The organism is Vibrio sp. Y51_MX_L26 (genome assembly GCF_024181935.1).
GTDB lineage: Bacteria > Pseudomonadota > Gammaproteobacteria > Enterobacterales > Vibrionaceae > Vibrio > Vibrio diabolicus.
Map to the genome: position 1 here is coordinate 127,061 of NZ_JAMZAS010000001.1, position 25,975 is coordinate 153,035.

Annotated in this window: 22 protein-coding genes; 12 read left to right on the forward strand and 10 right to left on the reverse strand. The window is 48.2% G+C overall.

The features are described 5' to 3' along the window. Positions 1 to 22 precede the first annotated feature (22 nt). Complete coding sequence (gene doeA, locus NL645_RS00525; RefSeq protein ID WP_005392731.1) at positions 23 to 1,210, reverse strand: ectoine hydrolase DoeA; 1,188 nt, start codon at positions 1,208 to 1,210, stop codon at positions 23 to 25. Positions 1,211 to 1,483: 273 nt separating this feature from the next. Here doeA and NL645_RS00530 point away from each other — a divergent pair, with 273 nt between their 5' ends. From NL645_RS00530 to galM, 6 genes are all read left to right on the forward strand, one after another. Further along, on the forward strand, positions 1,484 to 2,917 hold the full coding sequence (locus tag NL645_RS00530) for a PLP-dependent aminotransferase family protein (protein ID WP_104973447.1): 1,434 nt from the start codon (positions 1,484 to 1,486) through the stop codon (positions 2,915 to 2,917). A 132-nt stretch (positions 2,918 to 3,049) separates the two neighbouring features. Then, the gene (locus NL645_RS00535) at positions 3,050 to 3,607 is read left to right on the forward strand and encodes a TRAP transporter small permease (RefSeq protein WP_253650957.1); all 558 of its coding nucleotides are present in this window, start codon (positions 3,050 to 3,052) and stop codon (positions 3,605 to 3,607) included. Continuing rightward, complete coding sequence (locus NL645_RS00540) at positions 3,604 to 4,881, forward strand: TRAP transporter large permease (RefSeq protein WP_253650958.1); 1,278 nt, start codon at positions 3,604 to 3,606, stop codon at positions 4,879 to 4,881. The genes NL645_RS00535 and NL645_RS00540 overlap by 4 nt, the downstream gene beginning before the upstream one ends. 226 nt (positions 4,882 to 5,107) lie before the next feature. Then, complete coding sequence (locus NL645_RS00545; RefSeq protein WP_253650959.1) at positions 5,108 to 6,502, forward strand: MFS transporter; 1,395 nt, start codon at positions 5,108 to 5,110, stop codon at positions 6,500 to 6,502. 10 nt (positions 6,503 to 6,512) lie between these two features. After that, a complete protein-coding gene (locus NL645_RS00550; RefSeq protein ID WP_253650960.1) occupies positions 6,513 to 7,451 on the forward strand; it encodes a family 43 glycosylhydrolase in 939 nt (312 codons plus the stop codon). Positions 7,452 to 7,507: 56 nt separating this feature from the next. Beyond that, positions 7,508 to 8,596 carry a galactose-1-epimerase gene (galM, locus tag NL645_RS00555; RefSeq protein ID WP_253650961.1) on the forward strand — a complete coding sequence of 363 codons (1,089 nt, stop codon included), beginning with the start codon at positions 7,508 to 7,510 and terminating at the stop codon, positions 8,594 to 8,596. Positions 8,597 to 8,638: 42 nt separating this feature from the next. Here the strand turns inward: galM and araC are convergent, their stop codons facing one another. The 5 genes from araC to NL645_RS00580 form a co-directional block, all read right to left on the reverse strand. Next, positions 8,639 to 9,475 carry an arabinose operon transcriptional regulator AraC gene (gene araC / locus NL645_RS00560; protein WP_025524254.1) on the reverse strand — a complete coding sequence of 279 codons (837 nt, stop codon included), beginning with the start codon at positions 9,473 to 9,475 and terminating at the stop codon, positions 8,639 to 8,641. A 223-nt stretch (positions 9,476 to 9,698) separates the two neighbouring features. Then, positions 9,699 to 10,523, reverse strand: a complete 825-nt coding sequence (locus NL645_RS00565; protein ID WP_023624742.1) for a Cof-type HAD-IIB family hydrolase — start codon at positions 10,521 to 10,523, stop codon at positions 9,699 to 9,701. A 194-nt stretch (positions 10,524 to 10,717) separates the two neighbouring features. Then, on the reverse strand, positions 10,718 to 12,220 hold the full coding sequence (gene araA, locus NL645_RS00570; protein WP_253650962.1) for an L-arabinose isomerase: 1,503 nt from the start codon (positions 12,218 to 12,220) through the stop codon (positions 10,718 to 10,720). A 63-nt stretch (positions 12,221 to 12,283) separates the two neighbouring features. Next, positions 12,284 to 13,000, reverse strand: coding sequence for an L-ribulose-5-phosphate 4-epimerase (locus NL645_RS00575; RefSeq protein ID WP_023624743.1), 717 nt, complete (start codon positions 12,998 to 13,000; stop codon positions 12,284 to 12,286). 2 nt (positions 13,001 to 13,002) lie between these two features. Next, positions 13,003 to 14,679: a ribulokinase gene (locus NL645_RS00580; protein ID WP_253650963.1), complete on the reverse strand. Its 1,677-nt coding sequence runs from the start codon at positions 14,677 to 14,679 to the stop codon at positions 13,003 to 13,005. A gap of 410 nt (positions 14,680 to 15,089) precedes the next feature. On the opposite strand from NL645_RS00580, the gene NL645_RS00585 reads away from it, so the two are divergent. Both NL645_RS00585 and NL645_RS00590 read left to right on the forward strand, forming a co-directional pair. Further along, a complete protein-coding gene (locus tag NL645_RS00585) occupies positions 15,090 to 16,472 on the forward strand; it encodes an MFS transporter (RefSeq protein WP_025540613.1) in 1,383 nt (460 codons plus the stop codon). An 11-nt stretch (positions 16,473 to 16,483) separates the two neighbouring features. Then, complete coding sequence (locus NL645_RS00590; protein ID WP_253650964.1) at positions 16,484 to 18,466, forward strand: glycoside hydrolase family 127 protein; 1,983 nt, start codon at positions 16,484 to 16,486, stop codon at positions 18,464 to 18,466. Positions 18,467 to 18,537: 71 nt separating this feature from the next. Here NL645_RS00590 and NL645_RS00595 read toward each other — a convergent pair whose 3' ends face one another. Continuing rightward, on the reverse strand, positions 18,538 to 19,539 hold the full coding sequence (locus NL645_RS00595) for an AraC family transcriptional regulator (RefSeq protein WP_253650965.1): 1,002 nt from the start codon (positions 19,537 to 19,539) through the stop codon (positions 18,538 to 18,540). Between the two features lie 131 nt (positions 19,540 to 19,670). Between NL645_RS00595 and NL645_RS00600 the strand changes: the two genes are divergently transcribed. The 3 genes from NL645_RS00600 to NL645_RS00610 are packed head-to-tail and all read left to right on the forward strand — an operon-like array spanning position 19,671 to position 22,057. Continuing rightward, on the forward strand, positions 19,671 to 20,432 hold the full coding sequence (locus NL645_RS00600) for an SDR family NAD(P)-dependent oxidoreductase (RefSeq protein ID WP_047008061.1): 762 nt from the start codon (positions 19,671 to 19,673) through the stop codon (positions 20,430 to 20,432). A 49-nt stretch (positions 20,433 to 20,481) separates the two neighbouring features. Next, positions 20,482 to 20,994, forward strand: a complete 513-nt coding sequence (locus NL645_RS00605; RefSeq protein ID WP_025633388.1) for a 2,4'-dihydroxyacetophenone dioxygenase family protein — start codon at positions 20,482 to 20,484, stop codon at positions 20,992 to 20,994. 4 nt (positions 20,995 to 20,998) lie between these two features. Beyond that, entirely contained in the window at positions 20,999 to 22,057 is a 1,059-nt protein-coding gene (locus NL645_RS00610; protein ID WP_253650966.1) for a zinc-binding dehydrogenase, read from the forward strand. An 83-nt stretch (positions 22,058 to 22,140) separates the two neighbouring features. On the opposite strand, the gene NL645_RS00615 is transcribed toward NL645_RS00610, so the two are convergent. Together NL645_RS00615 and grxB are read right to left on the reverse strand one after the other, a co-directional pair. Then, positions 22,141 to 23,265: an alkene reductase gene (locus tag NL645_RS00615; protein ID WP_253650967.1), complete on the reverse strand. Its 1,125-nt coding sequence runs from the start codon at positions 23,263 to 23,265 to the stop codon at positions 22,141 to 22,143. Between the two features lie 10 nt (positions 23,266 to 23,275). Continuing rightward, positions 23,276 to 23,905 carry a glutaredoxin 2 gene (grxB, locus tag NL645_RS00620; protein WP_025523058.1) on the reverse strand — a complete coding sequence of 210 codons (630 nt, stop codon included), beginning with the start codon at positions 23,903 to 23,905 and terminating at the stop codon, positions 23,276 to 23,278. A 216-nt stretch (positions 23,906 to 24,121) separates the two neighbouring features. Here grxB and NL645_RS00625 point away from each other — a divergent pair, with 216 nt between their 5' ends. Then, a complete protein-coding gene (locus NL645_RS00625; protein WP_253650968.1) occupies positions 24,122 to 25,057 on the forward strand; it encodes a LysR family transcriptional regulator in 936 nt (311 codons plus the stop codon). On the opposite strand, the gene NL645_RS00630 is transcribed toward NL645_RS00625, so the two are convergent. Then, a complete protein-coding gene (locus NL645_RS00630; protein ID WP_253650969.1) occupies positions 25,010 to 25,921 on the reverse strand; it encodes a LysR family transcriptional regulator in 912 nt (303 codons plus the stop codon). The two genes, NL645_RS00625 and NL645_RS00630, sit on opposite strands and share 48 nt — an antisense overlap. Between the last annotated feature and the right edge of the window lie 54 nt (positions 25,922 to 25,975).

Consider the following 25,975-nt stretch of genomic DNA (forward strand, 5'->3'; position numbering starts at 1 on the left):
ACAGAACTTACGGTTTGAAAAATTAGTGTTTAACAAATAAGTGGCGTGGAAAATCACACAGTGTTTTTGCACCATCACGGGTGATGACAATGCTTTCGGTGGTTTCTAACCCCCAGTCTTCAAACCATAGCCCCGGCATAAAGTGGAATGTCATGCCTTCTTTTAATACGGTTTTATCGGTGTCTCGCAAGCTCATGGTTCGTTCGCCCCAGTCAGGAGGGTAGCTCAGACCAATTGGGTAACCACAGCGGGCGCCTTCACGTGAGAATCCTGCTTTATCCAGAACTTGGTTCAATGCGTTGGCGATGTCGGCGCAAGTATTGCCTGGTCTTGCGACTTCTAAGCCTGCTTCGAGACCTAAAGTTAATGCTTCATCTGCACGTTTGAATTTGTCGTCTGGTTCCCCAAGAAAAATAGTGCGAGAGAGTGGGCAATGGTAACGGCGATGCGCCCCAGCGATTTCGAAAAAAGTACCTTCGCCTTTTTTGAAAGGCCTATCGTCCCACGTTAGGTGAGGTGCAGAAGCATCAGAACCAGATGGTAAAAGCGGTACGATCGCGGTGTAATCGCCAAAGTGATCTTCATGCCCAAGTACTGCTTGGCGGTTAATCTCGGCGACAAGGTGATGTTTCGGCAATCCTGGCTCGATCATATCGAACGCGACACGATGCATGTTTTCAACAATGCGAGCTGCGCGGTACATATAAGCCAGTTCTTGATCAGATTTAACGGCGCGACACCAATTGACTAGCCCGGTTGCATCGAGAAGTTGAGCATTCGGTAAGTGCGTGGTGAGTGACTCGTAAGCGGTGGCACTAAAGTAATAGTTATCTTTTTCCACACCGATACGGCCGCGATCCCAAAGACGCGGGGCGAGTACCGCTTCTACCAAAAAATCCATTGGGTGTAATGGTGGATTCATTACATAATGGTCTGGGTAGTAAGTGATATTTTCTGCCGACATATACGCAGTTCTGTATGCCCCATTGGCATCTTGGCAGCGCCCAAACCAAACAGGCTCGCCAGATGATCCTACAACGACACATTGTGGGACATAAAAAGACCAACCGTCATAACCTGTCAGCCATGCCATGTTAGAAGGGTCGTGAATGATAAGGACATCCAACTCTCGTTCTTCCATCGACTGCCGAACTTTTGTTAATCGGTCCTGGAATTCATCCAGTGTAAAATGCAAAGCAACGCCTCTCATATTTTCTCCTTGTTAAAAATCCGACGCCTTATGGGCCTTCGGAGACGTTGAGGTATTTCTACCTTCCACCAGGTCAGCCAGACCTGCGTTTAAAAACTATTGCAACTCACCACTGCGGCTGGGTTTGGATTAAACGATGCCATTTAACATGTTTGTTGAATCTATATTTCTCATGTCAATCATTACAATTGTGGCTCATTTTTGTGCATTACACCGCATTTGATGGCTAAAAACTCGCCATTTGTTAAATTGAAGTTACAATGAGCATTAAAAATGAATCAATTAAAATATTGTGTCATGACAATTTCTTTGAACCCGATCATTCGCCCAGGCACCGCTAAGTACATCTCCATTGGCAATTATCTTGTCGAATGTGTCCGCAGTGGTTACCTAAAACCCGGTACTCGACTACCCACACATCGTGAGTTTGCGGAGCAAATTGGCGTGAGCGTACAAACCGTCAGTCATGCATATGGTTATGCAGAGAAAAAAGGTGCGCTCGAGTCTTGGGTGGGAAACGGTACGTTTGTAAAATCAGGCTTTGTGGATGAAAGCACGGACACGGAGTTCATGCTGACGCAAGAGATGAAAGAAACGCCGGATGAAATTGATATGTCGATCGCTCATCCGGTAGTAACCGATCGCCACATTACGCTTTTTAATCAGGCGTTAATGGAAATTGCTGGGCAAACAAACAATCGCAGTTTGATCAGTAAAGCAAAGCCAGTAACAGGTCAGCCTCATCATATTGAGTCCGGAGCGCGATTTCTCAGTAGCCAAGGGTTAGACGTTGGTACCGATCAAATATTACTCACAAACGGTGCATGCCATGGCTTGACCTTGGCTTTAAGCACCGTTGTTGAACACGGTGATTTAGTCGCTTGTGGCCACTTAGTCGATCATGGCTTGATCTCTCGCTCGAGAATGCTTGGATTTAAGTTACAGCCGCTTGAGATGGATGAGTTTGGTATCACGCCGGATGCATTTGAATGGGCATGTAAACACAAACCAATCAAGGCGCTGTGTTGCACACCGAGCATGGCCAATCCGAATAGTGCGCATATGGATATTTCGCGCCGAGAGGCGATAGCAAATATTGCGAAGCAGTATGAGATCTACGTGATTGAAGATGACGTGTATGGGGCACTAGAGCCCAATCGTGTCCCACCTCTCGCCGCACTGTTACCCGAGCAGGCTTTTTATGTCACCAGTTTAACCAAAGTCGTAGCGCCAGGTATGCGTACGGGCTATTTAACGGTCCCACGTCATTTTTTGCAGCATGCGATTGGCCGTTTAGCAGCGACGAGTTGGTCTGCGACCCCGCTACCGTTTGAAGTCGCTCATTTGTGGATCGAGAACGGTACATTAAATCGACTTATTCGATTTCAAGTCAATGAATTTGCCAAGCGCCAGCGAATAGCAAAAGCTACTTTAGAAGGGCATGTTTATAGCTCACACCCGAATGGTCAGCACATTTGGTTGAGGTTACCTGAGCAGTGGAGCAGTGATGATCTGGTCGCTTCGGCTAAGCGTTCTGGGGTGCAGATCACGGGGTATAAACCTTTTGTTCTCGATACTAATCAGCCAATGCCTTACGTGCGAATCAGTTTGGGAGCAGAGACTAATCGAGGCTACATCAAGCATGGGTTATCTGTGATTGCAGAAATTCTCGATACAAACCCTCCAACCTCTCACTTTTTGGTCTGAGCAGTATGCTCTGACCAATTTTTTCTGCGAAAGCGCCAAGTTCAGAAAATCTTTCTTATTCACCTGATTGACTTGATTGTCATGAAAAAGATAACGTTTCATTAACATTTTTGTTGATCAGGAGCAGCGCGGATGAAAGGGATTTTTCAGTGGCTAGATAAATATATACAGAAAGCGGAGGCGGCACTGCTCATTGGCTCGGTGCTTCTTATTGCGTTGAACTCAATTGCTAACGTGTTAGGGCGCTACCTCTTTAGCCAAAGCATCTACTTTTCGGAAGAACTCAATTATTTCCTCATTATCGCCGTCACGTTTATTGGTTGCAGTTATGCTGCCCGCCAATCTCGCCATATCCGTATGACGGCATTTACCGATATGCTTCCAAAGCGTATACAAACTTTAGCAAACGGCATTATTTATTTACTCACCGCCGCATTGGTGGCGGTGCTAACTTGGTATTCGTGGCAATACATTGGCAAGGTGAGCCAAATGGGGCGTCTTTCTCCTGCAATGCAAGTACCTTTGAGTTGGGTGTACTTAATCGCACCGGTTGGCCTTTTCTTTAGCACGGTTCAGTTCGCGCGTGTGGGTGGTCGCCATATCAAACGTTTTATAACGCTGACAAAGCGTTCACGCTCATCTCGACCAGATGGCATCGGCTCTACCACTAAGCAGGAGAAAGCGCTATGACGACCGCTCTTGTTGCAACGATGATCACGTTGTTGGCTTTTGGCTTTCCGATGTTGGTACCGCTATTAGCGGCGACCATGTTGGGATTTATTGTTTTTCTTGGCTTGGGGCCAGATTTTATGATCCAGCAAATGCTTGCTGGCATCAAACCCGCTGCGTTGATCGCTGTGCCTATGTTTATTCTCGCGGCAGAAATTATTACCCGAGGCGTGGCAGCAACGCGCTTGCTAGATGTCGCAATGGCGTTTGTTGGGCACGTTCGTGGCGGTCTGGCGATCACCTCATCGCTTAGCTGTGCGATGTTTGGTGCGGTATCTGGGTCTACACAAGCCACCGTTGTTTCTGTTGGCTCTATTATGCGACCGAAAATGTTGGAGTATGGTTACAAAGACAGTTTTGCTCTGGCTTTGATTATTAACGCCTCTGACTTAGCGCTCCTTATTCCACCGAGTATCGGTATGATCATCTATGGTGTGGTGTCTGGAACATCGGTTGCTGAGCTGTTTATTGCTGGTATTGGACCGGCGATCGTGATTTTATTGATGTTTTCTGCCTACTGTTATTTTTATGCAGGTAAAATCTCTGTAGAAAATGCCCCGCGAGCCAGCTGGAAAGAACGTTGGACCACAATACGTAAAGCGGTTTTACCATTTGGTTTTCCGATCATTACTGTTGGCGGTATTTATGCTGGAGTATTTAGCCCTACCGAAGCGGCGTCGGTTTCGGTGTTGTACGCTGTGTTATTAGAAATGGTTATCTTCCGTAAAGTGAAATGGAAGGAGCTTGGCGAAATCGCGCTTTCTACGGGCATGGTTACCGCGGTGGTATTTATCTTAGTCGCAGCAGGGGCTGCTTTTTCTTGGGTAATTTCATTTGCCCAGATCCCGCAAGAATTGTTGGGTATGATCGGGATTAATGATCTTTCGCAGACCGAGTTACTGGTCGTTATTTCAATTGCGTTCTTTATTGGTTGTATGTTCGTTGATCCAATCGTAGTGATGCTGATTTTGATCCCTATCTTTGCACCTGTGATTAAGTCCTCTGGCATTGACCCAGTACTTGTCGGCACCATCGTGACCTTGCAAGCAGCGATAGGTTCTGCAACGCCGCCATTCGGTTGTGATATTTTTACCGCGATTGCCGTGTTTAAACGCCCTTATGTAGAAGTGATTCGCGGGACACCACCGTTTGTGTTCATCTTGCTTTTGGTCTCTGTGATGCTGATTTTCTTCCCATCAATCTCACTCGCGCTGCGCGATCTTGCTTTCCGTTAGCAATTCACTTAATCCATTCAGCCGCTGTACATCAGCGGCTTTTTCTTTTCTTCAAACCGGAATATTTATCCATCCTTCTTAGACCAAAGTCGCCCATGCACATAAACAGATTGGCTGAAGGCATGCACAAAATTGCTATCTCCATTTATCTATGAGAGTGATAACAGCCTACACACTAATTCCTAAGTAATATCTGCGTCATCGTGAGAACAAAGGATTAGTCCCTATGTACAAATATAAATTACCTGTCCTTGAGAAGATCGGCTTTGGCGCCGGTGACATGGCAGTCAACGTGGTGATTTCATCGATGATGTTAATAATCACCTTCTTCTATACGGATATTTTTGGCATCAAACCCGAAGATTTAGCCATGCTATTCATCGTGGTTCGATTGATCGACGCGGTGACCGACCCACTAATGGGCATGATTACCGATAAATTTACCTCTCGTTGGGGTCGCTACCGCCAATACCTACTCTTTCTAGCGATTCCTTTCGGTATCTCGGTTTACCTCGCGTTCAGCACACCTGATGGCGATTACAACACCAAGCTGGTTTACGCCTACGCGACCTACATTCTTGTCACCTTGATGTTTACCGCCGTGACGATTCCGTACATCTCGCTAATTAGTGTGATGACCGATGACCCGAAAGAGCGCCTGTCTGCAAACGGCTATCGCTTATTCTTCGCCAAAATCGCGGCGTTTCTTGTCACCATCATCGTTCCGCAGTTATCAGCGGCATGGGGTCAAGACAACATCCAGTTGGGTTACCAATATTCGATGGGTCTAATGGGACTGATGGGCACATTGCTGTTCTTGTTCTGCTTCGCGACCACCAAAGAGCGTATCGAACACGTTGTCGATAAAAAATCGTTTAAAGACCAAGTCAAACTGCTGGTGAAAAACGACCAGTGGTTGGTACTGTGCGCGGTATGTGTAACGGGCACTATCGGCTACGTAATCCGTGGTTCTGTCGCAGCGTACTACGCCAAGTATTACCTTGGTGGCGATGCGGGCACGATTTCCGCGTTTCTCGCAACGGGGGTAAGTGCGGCGATTCTGGCGATGGTCGCCTCGACTTGGATCACGAAGAAGTACTGCAAAATTAAACTGTTCCGCTACAGCCAAGTCGCGGTGCTACTGCTTAGCGCGATGCTGTACTTGTTTGTCGGTCGCGAAGACTTGGCGCTGGCTTTCGTGTTGTATTTCTTGGTGTCGTTCGTAGTGGATCTGCATGCTCCAGTATTCTGGTCAGCGATTGCAGAAGCCGTCGACTACGGCGCGTACAAAACGGGTAAACGCGTATCTGGGCTGGCGTTCGGCGGTATCTCATTTAGCCAAAAATTGGGCATGGGTATCGGCGGCGCGGTAGTCGGTTGGCTACTCACCTTCTTCAACTACGTACCAAACGAAGCGCAGTCAGATTACGCCCTAACAGGTATCGCGCTGATGCTAACGGTTATCCCTGGCTTGTTCCACTTCTTGATGGGCTCATTAATGTTCAAATACAAAGTGACCGACAAGTACTACCAAGCAATGACAGCGACCAACATCCTAGAAGAAGAGAAAAATCTAAGCGATGTTCAATCTTCAAAACCTCAATCACGTTACGCAAATTAAGGTAAGCAGTATGACTGATTTCGTAAATCCCATTATTGAGCAACGTGCCGACCCGCACATCTACAAACACACGGACGGCTACTACTATTTCACCGCTTCGGTACCGGAATATGATCGCATTGAGATTCGTCGAGCAAAAACCATTGCTGAGCTCGACACCACCAGCGAACTAATTAACGCATGGTACAAACCCGATACAGGCCCTTACAGTGATTTAATCTGGGCGCCAGAGCTGCACTTTATCGACAACGCTTGGTATGTCTACTTTGCCGCCGCGCCATCAAGAGAAATCATCGATGGCTTGTTCCAGCACCGCATGTACGCGATTTCTAACTCGAACCCGAATCCAATCACGCCGGAATGGACATTCGAAGGACAAATCGACACTGGCATGGATACGTTCTGTTTGGATGCGACTTCATTCAGCCACAAAGGCGTTAACTACTATGTTTGGGCGCAAAAGGACAACAACATTGGCGGTAACTCTAACTTGTACATTGCAGAGTTAGAAACACCGACCAAACTGCGTACGGCGCCACAGTGCCTGACCATTCCAGAGTTTGAGTGGGAGCAAATCGGCTTTTGGGTTAATGAAGGGCCGTCGGTGATCCACCGTCACGGTAAATTCTGGATGACTTATTCCGCCAGCGCGACCGACGAAAACTACTGCATGGGCCTGCTCTACGCGGATGAAAACAGTGACTTGCTTGACCCGAAAAGCTGGGTAAAAGCCGAGCACCCCGTGTTTAAAACTAACTGGGAGAAAAAGGTCTACGGACCGGGCCACAATAGCTTTACCGTCGATGAACAAGGCCACGACTTGCTGGTGTACCACGCGCGCGATTACACCGAAATTGAGGGCGACCCGCTTTGGGATCCGAACCGCCATACGCGCATCAAACGCCTCATCTGGAAAGACGGTTTTCCTATCTTCGGCGAAGCGATTTAACCCTGTTATCTCAGTACCTGCATTTCGCGGGTACTGTGTTTTTGAAAGGAGCCTTTATGCCCAACAGCATCATTCCACCCGACTCGATCAAAGCCGCTATCGAGCGCGAGCTCTTCACTGATGGAGAACCAGCTAAGGTTCATATTTTACGCAATCATCACGGCATGACGGCCACGTTTATGGACATCGGCGCCACATGGCTAAGCTGCCAACTTCCTACGCCTTCAGGGCAGCGAGAAGTACTGCTCGGCATGACATCACTGCGCGATTATCAGTCCCATTCGGCGTTTTTAGGCGCGACCATCGGCCGCTTTGCCAATCGTATTGCCAAAGGACAGTTCAGCTTAAACGGACAAACGTATTCGATTACCCGTAACGATAACGGCAACAGCCTACATGGTGGTATTGAAGGTTTTGATAAGCGCCGCTGGTTGGTGAAAGCCAAAAGCGACTCTCACATTACGTACTGTTTAATGTCTCCAGACGGTGACCAAGGATTCCCAGGAAACCTCACCGCCGAAGTCGCGTATACACTGACGGAAAACAACCAATTGTGCATCGAATACTCGGCGATTTGTGACCAAGACTGCCCGATCAACCTGACCAACCATGCCTACTTTAATTTGGATGGTGCCGAGTCAGGCAAAACCATTCTCGACCATGAATTGCAACTGCGAGCGAACGAATATCTGCCTACTGATGAAGAGCTTATCCCGACAGGCAAACTCAAAGCAGTGCAAGAAAGCAGTTTTGACTTCAATACCGCGAAGCGAATCGGGGCACGTTTGCTGGAAGATGAAGACCAGAAGCTCGCTAAAGGCTATGACCACGCTTTTACTTTGCCAGAGGAGCTGACTGACGGCGCAAGCACGATCGCTCGGCTGATTAGCTCAGATAAACAGGTGGTGATGTCTGTGTTTACCGACAAACCGGCGATTCAGTTCTACAGCGGTAACTTCTTGGCAGGAACGCCGTCACGCACTGGTGAATATCAAGATTATCAAGGATTAGCGCTTGAAACTCAGTTCTTACCGGACTGCCCTAACCATCCAGAATGGCCAGAAACGAACAAACGCTTTATTACCCAAAAGTCATTCTACCAGCACCAAACCAGCTACCAGTTTACGACCCATCACAGCAAGTAATCACAAACGATTCGGGCAGGTGAAATTCCTGCCCGATCACGCTTACATCACTTTCTCACGATAGAGTTTCGGGCTTAACCCTGCTTTGTTCTTGAACACGCGTGAAAAGTAGAGCGGGTCAGAATAACCAATCAAGCGAGAGATTTGGTTGATGGAGTAGTTCGACGTCACCAGCAACTGCTTGGCACGGCTGATGCGTTGGTCATCTCGCCATTGGGTAATCGTCATGCCGACTTCATCGCGGAACAAATGTCCTAAGCGAGACGGCGACAAACAGACTAACTCCGCCAATTTTTCATTACTGAAATCTTCGTTGAGGTGCTTGGCCATGTAGTTCAAGACCTCGGTGATACGTGGATCTACGCGCTTCTTAATCAGATTAGGCTGGTTCATCTTGCATCGAATCAGTAACTGCTCTAGCAAGTTGAGCGTCAGTTCATCGCTGTATGGCTCGTCCTGTTTGCTCAATTCTTCTATCTGCTTAAACAGCAGCTCAAGCTTTTCTTGATCGTCAATGTGCACGCCTTTTGTGATAAACACACCGTTGATGCAGTTTTCCCACTTAAGACGGTTAATCCAATATGCGCGAGGGCGAAAATAAATCCAGCGGTGGTACCAATCCTCCGCCTGTTCTGAGCGGTGGTAATAGTGCGGTACACCTGTGGGAAAGAGCAATAAATCGCCTTCGTTGACCGTAAAAGACTCATCACCGTGGAACACAGTGCCTTGTCCTTTAACCGTCAGGTTGATGATAAAGCCCTTCATCCCATTCGGACGGTCTATCACAAAGTCTAGATCGTTGCCTTTTGAGATCGGCGTTAAGCCCGCAACCAAATGAGCATTGAAGTCATATCCAGGTTTCAGTGGATCGTTTTGCATTCTCTCTTCCGTATGACAGCAGTATACCAATCGTAGTAAATAACTGTTCATTCTAGCTTGCTAAAATACTCGATAACTGCATTAAAATTTTTGATTGTAGAATAACTACTTATCGAAAAATTTTGCCTTGTTCTCAAGCATTTTTTCTACGCGATTTCTGACCATTTACTTACTGTGATTGGTATTAACAAGTGCCGCAAAAGTCGCGCGGCGAAAAAGTAAATCAAAGTGGGAAGAGTTGTTTGAGTAATTGTGCTAACCCTTCGCCATGGTTGTCGGTCGTGGTCACTCTATCGGCGTGACGCTTAACGCCTTCATCGGCGTGCAACATCGCAACACCACAACCCGCCATGCTCAACATGGATACATCATTATAGTTGTCACCAACCGCAACCGCTTGCTCAATATCAAGTTGCAGTGTAGCAAGATAGTCTTTCAACGCTTGACCTTTGCTGTGGCCTTTCATCGCCAAATCCACGCGATTCTCGCCGGAGAATGAACCAGAAAAGTGCTCAACAATCGCAGGTTCCTGCATAAAGGTGTGAAAGTTTTCATCGTCGCCCTGAACCACAAACTTCCAAACCTCGGTCGCTAACTCCAATTCGTGGCGAAAGTCTTCGATTTGGTAAATATTAGGTCTTTTCTCAATTGGATAGCTCATCGCCCAACGTTGCAGCGGGATCATGTAAGGCATCGGATTTTGCTGTAAGTACGCCATGCCAGACTCGGTATACATCACCATTCTTAGCGCGTGCTGATTGGCTAAGCTTAAGAAGTCTTTCGCCAAAGATTTAGGAATCGGCATGCTGGTTTCAACCGTATCCGACGCATAGTCATAACGATACACGCCATTGCAGCAGATGATTGGCGTATCGATGCCAAGCTCTTCGTAGTAAGGCTTGGCCGCCGTATGATGACGCCCAGTCACCACCATCACGTGATATTTTTTCGCTAGCTGCTGCACACACTCGATAACCCAAGGGTTCAACGTGTGGTCGTCTCTGAGCGTGGTTCCATCAAGGTCTAGTGCAAGCACTTGGTATGACATAATTGTTCCTTTTGGCATCCGCATAAAGATCCAATTTTACTCGATTATTCCGCGCAAGAATGAAATAAGTAACGAAAACGAGGGGTTGAGGGAATAGTTCAAGTCATTGGGGGAAAGAAGATACGAAGTGCGGAAGTCGATTAGAGAAAACGCCTATTCAACTGAACTCGTCAGCCAAATAGGCGTTGGCGTTGTTAGATACCGCTGCTAAAACGGTAGAACAGGCTGTTGTGTTTTAGCCCTGTTTTGAAGTCACGAATGGTGGTGTTCTTATCAATCACAACCAGCTCGATACCCGCAAATTCAGCGAAGTCTTCCAACATATCTAAGGTAACGTTTTGCGTGTATACGCTATGGTGCGCGCCACCAGCATGAATCCACGCCGCTGCCGACACTTCTAGATTTGGTTGTGGTTCCCAAAGCGCGTGTGCCACTGGCAAGTTTGGTAGCTCTGATGGTGGCGTCACGGTATCAATTTCGTTCACCAACAAGCGGTAGCGGTTACCTAAATCAATCAAGGTCGCCACTAATGCTGGGCCTGCTTTGGCACTGAAAATTGCGCGAGCCACATCGTCGGTTTTACCAATAGTATGACGATGGATTTCAATCGATGGTTTATCAGCCGCAATCGTCGGGCACACTTCCAACATATGCGCGCCCAGCACTTGTCCTTCACCGGTTAGGTTGTAGGTGTAATCTTCCATAAAAGACGTACCGCCCGGTAAACCTTGACCCATGGTCTTGATGATGCGTGTCAGCGCCGCTGTTTTCCAGTCGCCTTCACCGCCGTAGCCGTAGCCTTTTTCCATTAAACGTTGCGTTGCAAGGCCAGGCAGGTTAGTTAAACCCGTCAGGTTTTCAAACGTGTTGACGAATGCCATGCAGCCACGCTCTTGCAGGAAGGTTTCCATACCGAGTTCAAGACGCGCTTCGTTCTTAAGAATTTCTAGCTGTTCTGGCGTTTCGAAGATCTCAGGCGCGATACGATACGTAGCGCGGTACTCTTCTAGCAGAGCGTTAATTGCACTGTCTTCCACTTGGTTGACGACTTCGGTCAGTTCACCCAAACCGTAGGCGTGTACTTCGAAGCCAAACTCGATTTGCGCACTGACTTTGTTGCCTTCTGTTACTGCTACTTGACGCATGTTGTCGCCAAAACGAGCAACACGTAGCGTGTGGCTTTCGTGCCAGCCAATCGCTGCACGGCACCAGTGGTCAAGCTGCTTGCGTACAGATTCTTTCTGCCAATGACCAACGATCACTCGGCGATCCAAACCAAGACGCGTGCCGATAAAGCCAAATTCACGGTCACCGTGCGCACTTTGGTTTAGGTTCATGTAGTTCATATCGATGCTTTCCCAAGGCAGCGCTTCGCTGAACTGGGTGTGCAAATGAACAAACGGTTTGTTCAGTTGCTTAAGACCAGAAATCCACATTTTGGCTGGCGAGAAAGTGTGCATCCACAGCACCACGCCCAGACAGTTTTCGTCGTTGTTCGCTTGTTGGCAAACGTTCAGGATCTCTTCAGGAGACTTCACCGTCTCTTTACACACAATCGGCACACACACATCGTTGCTCTGGTTAAAGCCTGCAACGATCTCTTCGCTGTTCTTCGCCACTTGCTCCAATACTTTAGGGCCGTAAAGGTGCTGTGAACCTGTGATAAACCATACAGATTTGTTCGTTAAATCTTTCATAAGTGCCTCTGTTATTCTGTGTCGCATGGTCACCTCGCCAATTCGCCAGGCGACGATTGTTAGTTACTTTTGTCCGTAGTACGCGTCTTTGCCGTGCTTGCGCAGGTAGTGCTTATCCAGCAAGGTCTGTGGAATCGGCAACGTGCTCGGATTGATGGTCAGGGTGCGGAATGCCATTTTGGCGACTTCTTCCACCACCACCGCGTTGTGTACCGCGTTGTGCGGGTCAGTTCCCCAAGTAAATGGCGCGTGCTCGCGAACCAAGATGCCAGGAATCGCCATCGGGTCACCCTCACCAATCGTCTCGACGATCACTTTGCCGGTATTCAGCTCGTAATCGCTTTCAATCTCTTGTTGAGTCAAAGCGCGCGCACATGGAATATGGCCGTAGAAATAGTCCGCATGAGTGGTACCAAACGCAGGAATCACCGCGCCCGCTTGCGCCCATGAAGTCGCATAAGACGAATGGGTATGCACCACACCGCCCAATTGAGGAAATGCACGGTACAACTCTAGATGTGTCGCGGTATCTGAAGATGGTTTCAGAGAGCCTTGAATCACCGAACCATCTAGGTCGACGATCACCATGTTCTCTGGACAAAGATCTTCGTAGGCAACGCCGCTTGGCTTAATCACCACCAAGCCCGACTTGCGGTCGATACCGGAAACGTTGCCCCAGGTAAATGTCACCAACTTATGAACTTGTAAGTCCATATTGGCACGCCAAACTTGCTCTCTGAGTTCAGGGAGTAGCAGCGGATTAGAGATCACGTCCTGCATGCTTAAGCCTCCTTCTGTTGGTCAGTAAAGGTTTCAATGTGCTGACCTAGTTGCGAGTACGCTTGATGACGGCCTTGATAGAAGTCCGCACGGCGCTGAACTGGGGTGTATACGTGTCGGATTGGGCTCGCCATTGCCGCCTGCGCTTCGCTCACACTAGCATGTGCATCCGCAGCAACAGCCGCGAAGATAGCCGCGCCCAAGGCACAACATTGGTCAGATTCGACCACTGCGATATCACGTCCCATTACGTCGGCACAGGTCTGCATCACCAGTGGTGATTTCTGCGCAATCCCGCCAATCGCCAACACACGATTCACATCAACGCCTTGGGTTGTCATGCAATCCATGATCGCCTTGGCACTGTGCGCCGTTGATTCCACCAAGCTGTAGAAAATGTCAGGAGCTGAGCTACCAAGGTTTAATCCACTCACCACGCCTTTCAAACGCTGGTTGGCATTTGGTGTTCTGCGACCGTTGTGCCAGTCGAGGCTGAGTGGTGAATGTTCCGTTTGTGGATGTTCAATCGCCGCATCGGCCAACATTGGGATCAGGACATTGTCGAGGTTGTCGAGCAGGTGCTGGTCTTCAGGGTGCTTAGCCACCCATTGTTGGATTGGCCACATCAATAAACGTTTGTACCACGCATAAACATCACCAAATGCCGATTGACCCGCTTCGAGTGCCACCAGTTGAGGAAGCGCGCTGCCTTTCACTTGGCCGCAAATCCCTTCAATGGTTTTGTCACCCAGCTGCTGTGGGTCAACCATCAAAATGTCACAGGTAGAAGTACCGATCACTTTCACTAAATCGTGCTCACCCGCACCCGCGCCGACTGCACCCATGTGACAGTCAAACTCACCGATAGCGACAGCGATACCTTCCGGTAGGCCAAAGCGCTCAGCCCATTCGGCCGACAGCAGACCTGCTTGTTGGTCTGAGGTATATACGCGGTCAAACATACGCTCGCGAATACCGTCTAGAGTCGGTGAAATTGCAGATAAGAATTCTTGAGACGGCAGACCGTTCCACTCGTCATGCCATAGTGCTTTGTGCCCCGCCGCACAGATGCCACGACGTAGTTTATTCGGTGCTTGATTACCGGAGATTAACGCTGGAATCCAGTCACATAACTCGACCCAAGTGTATGCTTGCTCAGCGACTTTTGCGTCTTGCTCACCGATCCATGCAGCTTTCGCCCAGAACCATTCAGATGAGTAAATGCCGCCAACATAACGGGTGTAATCAGGGAAATCACCGCTGTGCGCAAGCTGGTTGATGCGCTCTGCTTTTTGAATCGAGGTGTGGTCTTTCCACAAAATGAACATTGCGTTTGGATTGTGTTCAAACTCTGGCAACAGCGCCAGTACATTACCGTCTTTGTCCACTGGCGCTGGTGTTGAACCTGTGGTGTCGACGCCGATACCCACGACGCTTTGTCGTACTTGTTCTGATACTTGTGCCAGCGTCTCTTTGACAGCGGCTGTCATCGCTTCGATGTAGTCGCGAGGGTGTTGGCGGAACTGCGACATCGCCGCGTGACAATATTGTCCTTCCATCCAGCGCGGATAGTATTGAACGCCACATGCCACTTCCTGACCTGTGGTCGTATTTACCAATAATGCACGAACAGAATCAGAGCCGAAGTCCAGACCAATCGTATATTTTTCAACACTCATAACTGCCTACCAATGATTGAAAGTGAAGGTTTGTTTTCACTTATTTAATCGGAGCAGCGTGGGGAGCTCCATTCAGGCATCGGCTAAATATATAGACAATATCGCTAGCCACTGCAGAGTGCTATTTCGATCGGTTTCGCAAGGGCTAGCTGGATAGCGTTAGAAAGCATAAGAAATAGCGAGCATATAAACGTTTGCTAAACCTAGAAAACAGGCTCTACTTCATACTATTTTCTTTATAAAACAATAAGTAACAGAAATGCCTCTTCAAAATAATCGTTCTGAAAAAGTTGCTATATGAATGGATAAAATCGCTATAAATTTTTCACGTGATCGAGTTCGCTTTATTTCAGATTCACATTCCTAAACTAACGCCATTCCAACGTGAAAAATTCAAAGGGTAACTAATTATGGAAAATGTGCAGGCGATATCGCCACCAGTACAAAAAGATGGGTTAAAGATCCGCGAAAGGATGGGATACGGATTCGGTGATGCTGGCGGTACAGTCATTACTGGCTTGATTTCTAACTTCTTAACCTTTTTCTACACCGACATTTTTGGTTTAACACCGGCGATCGTTGGTACCATTTTCGTCGTGCTGCGCATCTTTGACGCCGTTACCGACCCTTTAGTCGGCGTGATTGCCGATAAAACAGAAACCAAACACGGCAAGTTCCGTCCATTTATCTTATGGACCGCGGTGCCGCTAGCACTAATCTGTATTATGACCTTTACCGTCCCAGACCTTTCTTACGGCTGGAAAGTGTTCTACGCGATTGTCACTTACTTTGGTTTATCGCTACTTTACACCCTTAACAACGTCCCTTATTGCGCGCTGATCACTCGCATCACGGATAATCCAGCGGAAGTGATCTCTTGTCAGTCTTACCGCTTTGCCATTTCAGGCGTAGCTGGTTTTGCTGTTTCGGCGGGTCTTCCGTTCTTGGTGACTTACTTTGGTGGAGACGACCAAGCATTAGGTTACCAAGTTGGCGTAGGTATTCTCGCATTTGCGGCGATGCTGATGATCCTTTTCTGCTTCTTCAATACTAAAGAACATATCAAAGCAAAAACAACCAAGTTTGACCTGAAGAAGAACCTGAAAAACATCCGTCAAAACGACCAATTGATCCTCACTTTCATCATGTCGCTACTGCTGATCACCATCTTCAACACCAAAGGCGGCGCGGCGATGTACTTTATCACTTACGTGCTGAATGAAGGCGGGACTTACGTATCATGGTTCTTTGGTCTGGCGACGCTTGGCGGCATCATCGGCGCGTTGATTCTTCCTTACTTCACCCAGCGTTTTAAAGTGCGTGACATCTACTTTGCGATTAATGCAATCCTAGCTGTCGCTCACTTTGTAGTGTACTTCGTACCGGGAGACAGCCCGACTCTATGGCTTGGCCTCGTCTTTATCTGCTGTGTGGTATTTGGCTTTGCCCTACCGCTGCACTTCACCATGGTGGCGTTTGCCGACGAATACGGCGTATTCAAAACTGGGGTCAGAACATCAGGCATGAACTTCGCGTTCAACCTCTTCTTTATCAAACTCGCTTGGGCGCTATCTGGTCTTATCATCAGCGGCGTATTGGTTGCGGTGTCTTACTCTGCTGGTGCAGAGAACCAAACGCCGCTTTCGCTACAAGGCATCTCGCTACTTTCAACCATCATCCCTGGCGTACTGCATTTACTCCTTGCTCTGACAGTGAAGCGTTTCTTTGTCGATAAAGAACTGCTTTCCAGCTTAGCAATGAAAAAATTAGAAACTGGTCAAGCATCTATTTAATGGGTTTTATCATGAAAATGACTTCCATCAAGCCACTTGAAATCGCATTACAAAATATTGATATTCAAGACTCTTTTTGGCTTAACTATCAAAAATTAGTGAAAGACGTTGTGATTCCGTATCAATGGGATGCGCTGAATGACAACATCGAAGGTGCAGAGCCAAGCCACGCGATCGACAACTACGCAATCGCGGCAGGCCTACAAGATGGTGAATTCCACGGCATGGTCTTCCAAGACAGTGATGTAACCAAATGGCTGGAATCCGCGGCGTACATCTTAGCGAAAAATCCAGATCCGGCGTTGGAAAAAACCATTGATGACATCGTCGATTTACTCGCTAAAGTGCAAGATGACAACGGCTACCTAAACACGTATTTCACGATCAAAGAACCAGAGAATCGCTGGAAAGACCTATGTGAATGCCACGAGTTATATTGTGCAGGACATTTGTTTGAGGCGGCAGTGGCTTACTATCAAGCGACGGGGAAAGATAAGCTGCTCAACATCTCTTGCAAATTTGCCGACCACATTGCCGACACCTTTGGCCCTGAAGAAGGTCAAATTCAAGGCTATCCGGGACACCCAGAGATCGAACTGGCGTTAATGCGCCTATACGAAGTGACGGGCAACCAACGTTACTCGGATCTAACAGATTTCTTTATTGAGCAACGTGGTAAAAAACAAGACCCGCATTTCTACGATCAAGAACAAGCCAAGCGTGACGGTGGTTTCCATTACAACGACCACGGCCCGTCTTGGATGATCAAAGACAAAACCTACAGCCAAGCGCACAAACACTTGAGCGAACAGAAAGAAGCGATTGGTCACGCGGTTCGATTTGTCTACTTGTTGGCGGGTGTAGCCCATCTGGCGCGTCTATCGAAAGACCAAGAGAAGTTCAATTGGTGTAAGGACTTGTGGCGTAATGTCATCGACAAACAGATGTACATTACTGGCGCGATTGGTTCTCAAAGCCGTGGCGAAGCATTCACCACCGATTACGACTTGCCAAACGACACCGCGTATACCGAGACCTGTGCATCAGTAGGTTTATTGATGTTTGCCAACCGTATGCTGCAAATCGAGAGCGACGGCGAGTACGGCGACATTATGGAGCGCGCGCTGTACAACACCATCCTTGCAGGCATGGCGCTAGACGGCAAACACTTCTTCTACGTCAATCCGCTGGAAGTTACGCCGAAAGTTATTCATGCCAACCACAAATACGATCACGTCAAACCGGTACGTCAGGCATGGTTTGGCTGTTCATGCTGTCCGACCAACGTCGCTCGTACGCTGGCGTCTTTAGGGCAGTACATTTTCACCGTCAAAGAAGATGTGGCGCTGGTGAACCTGTTTATCTCCAATCAAGCCAAACTGGAGCTAAACCAGCAACCGATCACGCTAAGCATTGACGCCAACATCCCACAAAGCGATAAAGTGTCGATTAGCGTAACAGACGCCAACCAAGTCAACGGTTCGATTGCGGTACGCGTGCCAAGCTGGTGTGCCAATATGAGCGCAACGCTCAACGGCAAAGCCATCGACGTCAAAGCCAATAGCAAACAGGGATACCTGTACATCACCAACACATGGAATAGCGGCGATAAGATTGAAGTCACGCTGCCGATGGAAGCGTTTTTTATCCAAGCGAATCCATTGCTGAGCGTCAACTTTGGTAAAGTCGCGGTGCAGCGTGGACCTTTCGTTTACTGTATTGAGCAAGCGGACAACGGCGAAGCGTTACACACCATTAAAGTTGAAGCCAAATCTGGTCTGAAAGAGGTGGAAGGCGAAGGATTATTTGCTGGTAGCGTATTGCTCAAAGCGAGCGGGTCTAAAGTCGTCATCCAAGACGCACCTCAGCAATCGTTGTACCACCATTATCCGTACACGCCGCAAGAGCAAACTTGCGACATCACCTTGATTCCTTACTACGCGTGGGCAAACCGTGGGGAAGGTGAAATGCGAGTTTGGATAAACGAAAAGTAACCCGCGCCAATTTAAACCTTAGCCAAAAAAAGACGCCTCAACGGCGTCTTTTTATTTGCGTGAGTAAGTGGCTACTCACTGCTGTTGTCTTGTCTCCATTGGCTGGGCGACTTTCCTGTCCAACTGCGAAAGTGGCGGCTGAATACCGCAGTTTCTGCATAGCCCAGTTGTAACGCGATATCGGTAATACTCTGAATATTTTCACTTAAACGCTGCTCGGCAAAATCCTGTCGTACTTGTTGTAACAACTGTCGATAACTTGTTTCCTGTTGTTTTAACTTGCTTTGCAGCATTCTTGGGTGCAGGTCTAATGCTCTTGCAACGCGCTCCACGCTGCATTCTCCCGTCGACAACAAACGACCAATCATATTCGCTGCTTGATCACTCAGATTGTTAGGATAGCGGGTTTGCAAATACTTGAGGTGCTGTTGAAAGTGGCGCTCTAGTGCGTCTTCATCTTGGTGGTTCTTAGCGTTAAGCAGGCTCGCTTTAAGTAGGATACCGTCAAACTTATCACCAAAACGCAGTTTGTTCTGTTGGGCAAACTTGCTTTGCTCTACTTCCAATGTTGCGTGTTGAGTCAAATGTAGCGCGAAGTGGCTTGCTTCAATATCGAGCAAACTGGCGATAAACATGGCTAAGTGTGACACACTGAGCTGCATCAACTGCGCAATACCGCGGTCACTATTCACATCAATATTGAGCGACAATCGTACCCAATCATCTTGTGGCGTCATGTTGAGAGTAACGCCTGACGAATGCAGATAGAGATAATCATTCACCCGCGCCAATGCATCACCGACCGTTTCAGCACGAGAAACCAGCATCGGCAAATCGCCTAAACTTTGCAGGTTTTGGCGCTCGGCGAGTAACGCACCAAACAACGGTTGCTTACAACGAGCAGCCGCTTCCTCCAGCAATTCAGCCAATCTTGGATAAGCGAGATACGTATCGGGATCGCGAAACTGCGCGGCAGACAGGCCAGCAGCGGCCATTATCTCTTGCGGATTCTGACCTAATTCTGAAACCAAGCTATCAAATTTATCGGCAGCGCCACTTCGTACGATATACATGTCTCGATTTTTAAATGTTAACAGGTTGTAAATCGCAATATATCAAATTTACTTCGTAAAAGGTCAAGTGAGTGCCAGTGAGTTGATCTAAGTTACATTTCGATAACAACAACGCATGGATGAGAAGCTGTATGGAACTTATCAATAAAACTGCCATCGTGACTGGCGCTGCGGGTGGAATTGGGCAAGCTATTATTGCAAAGCTAAGAGAGCAAGGAGCCAAAGTGCTTGCTGTCGATATTTCAGAGCAATCACTGCAAATGTACGCAAGTTTTGGCTCTAAGCAGTTGGAAACCTTTGTTGCGGACGTCACCGATTACCAACAAGTCGAAGCCATGGTGAGGTACGCGGTCGAACAATTTGGCTCACTTGACATCATGGTCAACAATGCAGGTATCGGCGCACCGAAACCTCTGCTTGAACATGATCCTATCGCCGACTTTGAGCCTATCTCTAAAGTCAACCAAAACGGCGTTTACTATGGCATTCTCGCCGCTGGACGACAATTCCAAGCGCAAGGGACACCGGGCGTGATCCTCAATACCTCTTCCGTTTACGCCCAAATGGCCTCCGAGATGACGTTTACCTACAACGTCAGTAAAGCCGCAGTCGATATGATGACCAAATGCGCCGCTCTAGAGTTAGCGCCTCTGGATATTCGTGTGTGTGCCGTCGCTCCGGGACGTGTCGATACTCCGATGTTAAGGCAATACGAAGAGATCGGCTTGTGGAACCACATCCGCAAAGAACAGATGCGCCAAAACTTCACGCAACCAGAAGAGATTGCCAACGTGGTAGCGTTTCTTGTCAGCGAGAAAGCCAACTGTATCAACGGCTGCACCATTAGCGCATCTGACGGTTTCGAGAATTTTAAGTACCCGCTCATGGGATAGATGGAATAGGCGAGCACGCCAAATTACAGCAATAGTGAGGATGTAAGTTATGTCATTACCAGAAGTTATTCAGCATCAAGATTTCCTATTAACTCTTAATACTAATGAAGAGTCGATCATTAAAGACGCGCTACCGGGTGTTGATGTTTACCCGCTGTTTCTTGACCCAGAAAATGGTACGTGGGTGATTCGCGCCAAGTTCAAACCGGGTATCACTCTGCCTAAGCACTTCCATACTGGTGTGGTGCATTTCTATACACTGAGTGGCGCGTGGCACTACATCGAGTATCCAGACCAAGTCCAAACCGCTGGTAGCTACTTATATGAGCCGGGCGGTTCGATTCATACCTTTCACTGTCCAGAAGAGTCGGGTGGCGCAGATGGCTTTATGGTGATCCAAGGTGCGAACATTAACTTTGACGAAGAGGGTAACTTTATCAACATCATGGATGCAGGTTGGATTGAGCAAGTGGTGGTTGCCGCTGCCAAAGCGCAAGGCTTCACTGCGCGCTATATCAAACCGGGTGCGATTGCTGCCCTGAGTGATGAGCTAGCGGAGTAACCCCATGCAACAGATGAACAGTATCGTAATGCAGGATGGTAGTGTCCGCCTGAAGCAAGTCGAAATCCCCAAACCCGCAGCGGGACAAGTCTTGGTTCGTAGTCTCGCCTGTGGGATTTGTGGCTCCGACCTACACATTACTCGACACGCGGATGAGGTGTTTGATGTATTCTACCAGCTCGGGTTGATGCCTGATGAAGTAGGTGAGCACGCTCAAGTGATGTTGGGACATGAATTCTGTGCGGAAATTGTCGAATACGGTGCCGATACGCAGCAAACGTTGCCTGTCGGTAGCCGAGTCACCTCTGTTCCGATGTTGCTCAGCCAAAATGGCGCAGGCGTTGGTGTCACTCCGGGTACTTACGGCGCTTACTCTGAGTATTTCCTACTTGATGAAGCGCTCCTACTGCCAGTGCCTGACGAAATACCGTCTGAAGCGGCAGCGTTAACCGAGCCGCTGGCGGTCGGTTTGCATGCGGTCAATCGCAGTGAAATCGAAACGGATGATACAGCGCTGGTTGTCGGTTGCGGCCCTATAGGGCTGGCGGTGATTGCAGCGCTCAAACAACGCGGTGTGAGCAACATTCTTGCGGTCGATCTTCAGGAAGAGAAGCTGCAACTTGCCAGCGAGTTTGGCGCAAATCGATTGATCAACCCGACCAAGGAGGACGAGATCGCCGTCGGGGCACAGTATGGAATGAATTCACGTTTGGTCATCTATGAGTGTGTTGGCAAACATACTTTGATTGATGATTTCATGCGCCGTGCTCCTGCCCGATCTCGAATCGTTGTATCAGGCATTCATACGGCTCCAGCAACCATTAACTACGCGTACGCGACGGTAAAAGAGCTCGATTTGAGATTCTCTTACTACTACCAACCGCAAGAGTTTGAGCAATGCCTTCAAGCGATTGCCGAACACAAGTTGCCTTGGCAGAAAATGCTTACCGCCAAAGTGGGAATCGATGGTGTGGAAGATGCGTTTAGACAGTTAATGACGCCAAATGATCACATCAAAGTCGTTATCGAACCTTGGCGCAGCGGCGCGTTAGAAGTGATTTAACTCTTAGCCAGATTAAGCTAGCTAAAACCAATTCTAGTTTGGTGACAGCCCCAACCGTAGCAGCTAGGTTGGGGCTTTTTTTGTTAGGCCTGTTCTGCGTATTCCTGTTGCAGAGCAGGGTAATCGGTGTAGCCTCGTTCGTTTCCGCCAAACAACGTTGAGCCATCGAGTTCTGCCAACGGATGTTGATGTTGCAAGCGAGAGACTAAGTCTGGGTTTGCTACGAATGGCCGTCCGAATGCGACAAGATCCGCGTAGCCTTTCTCTAATACTTCGTTTGCTCGTTGAGGATCGTAGCGACCTGCAACAATGATAGCGTTGTGAAAGCGCTTTCTAAGTTCGATTCGAAACGTCTCAGGAATCGTTGGAGCATCTGCCCAATCGGCCTCGGACAAGTGCAAGTAGGCAATGTCGCGCTCCTGTAGCTGTTTTGATGCTTCCAAGATTGTTGGCACGATATCTGGGCAGTCCATATCTTTAAACGTAATGAATGGTGCCAATCTCACTCCAACTCGATGCGCACCAACAGCGGCGATAACTGCATCCACCACTTCGATAAGAAAACGGATACGATTTTCTCGTGAACCGCCGTAGTTGTCTGTTCGATGGTTTGAGTTGGTTCTTAAGTACTGATCGATCAGATACCCATTCCCGCCGTGGATTTCTACACCATCAAAACCCGATTCAATGGCGCGTTTGGCTGCGTTCGCGAAATCACCGGCAACTCGGTTGATGTCCGCTTGTGTCATGGCGCGTGGCTCAACACAATCGACCATATTGCCGTTGCCTTGTTCATCTGCAATCCAAACTTGCGTCTCTACCGGAGCGAGCGCAGATGGCGCGATAGGCTGTTCACCATTTTGGAATGTTGGGTGAGACACTCTGCCCACATGCCATAGCTGACAAAACATCGCTGCGCCTTGTAATTTGACCGCTTGGGTCACACCTTGCCAGCCGGCCACTTGCGCATCGGTGTAAACGCCAGGTGTGAACGAATAGCCTTGAGAATCGTCCGAAATTTGTGTGGCTTCGGAAATGATCAGCCCGGCAGAAGCGCGCTGTTGATAATACGTTGCCATCATCTCATTCGGGATGTTGCCCGGCTGAGTGGTGCGTGCGCGAGTCATTGGTGCCATGACAATGCGGTTTTGTAGTGACAACGCTTTCAGTTGAGCTGGTTCAAACAGCTTATTTGTTCTTTGTTTCATGATGCGCTCCTTAGATAAGTACTGGCACGTTGGTCGCTTTACGAGCGGTTGCCATCCAGTGAAGTACGGCTGGATCCCATTGCACTTCGGGCGCACTGAAAAAGCCGCGTAGAATGGAAAACATAATGGCTTGATCAACCAGTGACGTTTGCTTTTCTGAACTCAGGTTGAGCAAGGGTTTGGTTTGTTCTATCAAAGCGGCGACTTCTTTCGCAATCGCAGGTGTATCGTTAATCAAAGCTTCAAAATTTAACGCTTCGGTTTCTTTTTTTTCACGCCATGCTTGTTTAGCGGTTTCTGTTGCAAATTCCGGTAACGTCATGTTTGACCAACGCGGATACCCGACTTTTTGTAGCGGTAAAAACGCTTGTTTTTGCCAGTCTAAAACCGGTGTTGAGGGTTGGCTGCTTTCATTGGAAGATGCCAATTCAAGGAAGTAGTTGATGATGTCTAAGCTTTCCGCCATGGCTTCACCATCGTCTTTGATCAAAAGAGGAACTTGTTTTGCGCCGATGATGTTTGTGGTGGTGCTCTCGTCGTCATAAGCAATGTTGATGACGTCGAGCTGAATATTCAGCATGCCTGCAACAAAACGGACGCGGGCGCTAAAGGGGCAATGTTCATAAATGTACAGTTTCATTTTTTGTTTCCTATCTCTTGGCTGGGCAGGGCGTGTTGTTGTGCGTTGAACACAGTGACGCCGAATACAGCTTTATGGCGTTTAACTTTGCCCTGTCACATAACGTTCTGGGTCTAAACAATGTCGATAGGGCCAGTATATGGATTCGACTTAATTTGATAATTGGGTAATATCTGAATTGATTATTCAGTTTTTCCAAATAATAAGGGCGCGAAGATGGATAAGTTTTCGGATATGACGTTGTTTGTCAGCATCGTTAAACATCAAGGTCTGGCAGCGGCGGGAAGGGAGCTAGGTTTGTCTCCGGCGACGGTAACGGCAAGGCTGCAAGCGATAGAAGAACGCTATGGCGTAAAGCTGCTCAACCGAAGCACACGCCACGTATCACTCACGGACGCCGGGGCAATGTACCATCAAGCTTGTCTGAACATCATTGATAGCGTGAAAGAGACCGAAAACTTACTGCAAACGGGTATTTCGGAAGTGCGCGGAACGTTGAAAATTTCAGCTCCACGAGATATTGGCAAACAAATTATTTCGCCGATGGTGTCGGATTTTTCTGAGCAATATCCGGATGTGACGCCTTATCTTTACCTTAATGACAATTTGTCGAACTTGGCTGAATCGGGGCTCGATTTGGTGATTCGTTACGGTGAGTTAGCGGACAGTAATCTCATCTCGCGCAAGCTGGCGTCGAGTCAACGTGTGCTGTGCGCGTCACCTGATTACTTGGCGAAGCAAGGTGTCCCAAACTGTCCACAAGATCTCGCGGATCATCGCTGCTTAGCGATGGTGCGCAGCAATGAAGAATTAAAAACGTGGCACTTTAAAGATGAAGAGTCTCACCAAACGATCACTGTCACGCCAAAGCGCTTTTCTGATGATGGTGAAGTAATTCGACAATGGGCGTTGGACGGTGCGGGGATTGCGTTGAAGTCGATTTTAGATATTCAGCAAGACCTCAAACAACAACGTTTAGTAACGGTTTTGGATGGGTATATGAAAAACTTCAGCGCCTTTTCGCAAGGCGCTGAAGCGGATCTGCATGTCATTTATCAAAGCCGTCAATATCAACCGAAAAGAGCTCGCCTGTTTTTGGACTTTCTAGTTGAGCAATTTAGCGCGCTGAGTGATGCCAGCAATCAGATCTAGATGCGATTCAGAAGTTTCTCGGCGGTGGCGATAAATCCCGACGGTGCCAGGGTTTGGTTCGTTTTCCATGGTTAAGCATCGTAAGCCAAAGGATTCCAAATACGGTTTCAGGTGGCCGGTATAAGACATCACCGCGACGCTTTCTTTCAGTACATCAATACTGGCGAGCAGAGAATCCACTTCGTAAGTCGGTCTATCATCCAGTTGCTGCCTTTCGCGTTCATTTTGTTTCGGGATTGGGTTATCGATGACGTGAGCGAATTTCTTAGCGTCATAAGTGACCGAAAGAGCGGGGTATTCGTGCAGCATCTCTTCGGTGACGGTTTTCCCTAGAAGTGGGTGGCTTGGGGAAACAAAATAGGCATCAACCGTTTGAAATAGTGGAATAAACGTAACATCGCATTTAGACGACAAGCCGACAATCTCGTGGCCGATGAAAAATTCAATCTGTTCGTTGATTAATGAATCCATCAAGCCTAAGTGATTGCCAAATTCGACGTGCGTAGATGCCGATGGCTGCTTGGTCAGATGTTCATTGAGTGCTTGTTTGACGAACAGCGGCCACCACGCATCGCCAGTACCCATTTTAATTTTTCCGACTTGGTACTGTTTCCGTTCATCAATGCTTTGCATCATTTGGTTGTATTCATGCTGCATCGCGTTGCTATGGCGATAGAGGATGCGTCCGTATTCGGTCAACACCATGCCATTAGGATGACGTTCAAACAGCGTCACGCCGAGATTCTCTTCCAGCTTCTTTAAATTGCTTGTTACCGTTGGCTGGCTTAACCCTGCCATTCTTGCCGCAGCACTGATGCTTTGGCAGCGTGCAACCAGTAAAAATTGCTGCAGAGATTTGTCCATTTTCTTTCCCCTCTAAGAACGAGGGGTATTTTGCACAATTTCATTTATAAATCA

Excerpts from the sequence above, each read along its gene's own strand:
- doeA (WP_005392731.1), bottom strand. The coding sequence starts at position 1,210 with ATGAGAGGCGTTGCTTTGCATTTTACACTGGATGAATTCCAGGACCGA.
- NL645_RS00530 (WP_104973447.1), top strand. The coding sequence starts at position 1,484 with ATGAATCAATTAAAATATTGTGTCATGACAATTTCTTTGAACCCGATC.
- NL645_RS00535 (WP_253650957.1), top strand. The coding sequence starts at position 3,050 with ATGAAAGGGATTTTTCAGTGGCTAGATAAATATATACAGAAAGCGGAG.
- NL645_RS00540 (WP_253650958.1), top strand. The coding sequence starts at position 3,604 with ATGACGACCGCTCTTGTTGCAACGATGATCACGTTGTTGGCTTTTGGC.
- NL645_RS00545 (WP_253650959.1), top strand. The coding sequence starts at position 5,108 with ATGTACAAATATAAATTACCTGTCCTTGAGAAGATCGGCTTTGGCGCC.
- NL645_RS00550 (WP_253650960.1), top strand. The coding sequence starts at position 6,513 with ATGACTGATTTCGTAAATCCCATTATTGAGCAACGTGCCGACCCGCAC.
- galM (WP_253650961.1), top strand. The coding sequence starts at position 7,508 with ATGCCCAACAGCATCATTCCACCCGACTCGATCAAAGCCGCTATCGAG.
- araC (WP_025524254.1), bottom strand. The coding sequence starts at position 9,475 with ATGCAAAACGATCCACTGAAACCTGGATATGACTTCAATGCTCATTTG.
- NL645_RS00565 (WP_023624742.1), bottom strand. The coding sequence starts at position 10,523 with ATGTCATACCAAGTGCTTGCACTAGACCTTGATGGAACCACGCTCAGA.
- araA (WP_253650962.1), bottom strand. The coding sequence starts at position 12,220 with ATGAAAGATTTAACGAACAAATCTGTATGGTTTATCACAGGTTCACAG.
- NL645_RS00575 (WP_023624743.1), bottom strand. The coding sequence starts at position 13,000 with ATGCAGGACGTGATCTCTAATCCGCTGCTACTCCCTGAACTCAGAGAG.
- NL645_RS00580 (WP_253650963.1), bottom strand. The coding sequence starts at position 14,679 with ATGAGTGTTGAAAAATATACGATTGGTCTGGACTTCGGCTCTGATTCT.
- NL645_RS00585 (WP_025540613.1), top strand. The coding sequence starts at position 15,090 with ATGGAAAATGTGCAGGCGATATCGCCACCAGTACAAAAAGATGGGTTA.
- NL645_RS00590 (WP_253650964.1), top strand. The coding sequence starts at position 16,484 with ATGAAAATGACTTCCATCAAGCCACTTGAAATCGCATTACAAAATATT.
- NL645_RS00595 (WP_253650965.1), bottom strand. The coding sequence starts at position 19,539 with ATGTATATCGTACGAAGTGGCGCTGCCGATAAATTTGATAGCTTGGTT.
- NL645_RS00600 (WP_047008061.1), top strand. The coding sequence starts at position 19,671 with ATGGAACTTATCAATAAAACTGCCATCGTGACTGGCGCTGCGGGTGGA.
- NL645_RS00605 (WP_025633388.1), top strand. The coding sequence starts at position 20,482 with ATGTCATTACCAGAAGTTATTCAGCATCAAGATTTCCTATTAACTCTT.
- NL645_RS00610 (WP_253650966.1), top strand. The coding sequence starts at position 20,999 with ATGCAACAGATGAACAGTATCGTAATGCAGGATGGTAGTGTCCGCCTG.
- NL645_RS00615 (WP_253650967.1), bottom strand. The coding sequence starts at position 23,265 with ATGAAACAAAGAACAAATAAGCTGTTTGAACCAGCTCAACTGAAAGCG.
- grxB (WP_025523058.1), bottom strand. The coding sequence starts at position 23,905 with ATGAAACTGTACATTTATGAACATTGCCCCTTTAGCGCCCGCGTCCGT.
- NL645_RS00625 (WP_253650968.1), top strand. The coding sequence starts at position 24,122 with ATGGATAAGTTTTCGGATATGACGTTGTTTGTCAGCATCGTTAAACAT.
- NL645_RS00630 (WP_253650969.1), bottom strand. The coding sequence starts at position 25,921 with ATGGACAAATCTCTGCAGCAATTTTTACTGGTTGCACGCTGCCAAAGC.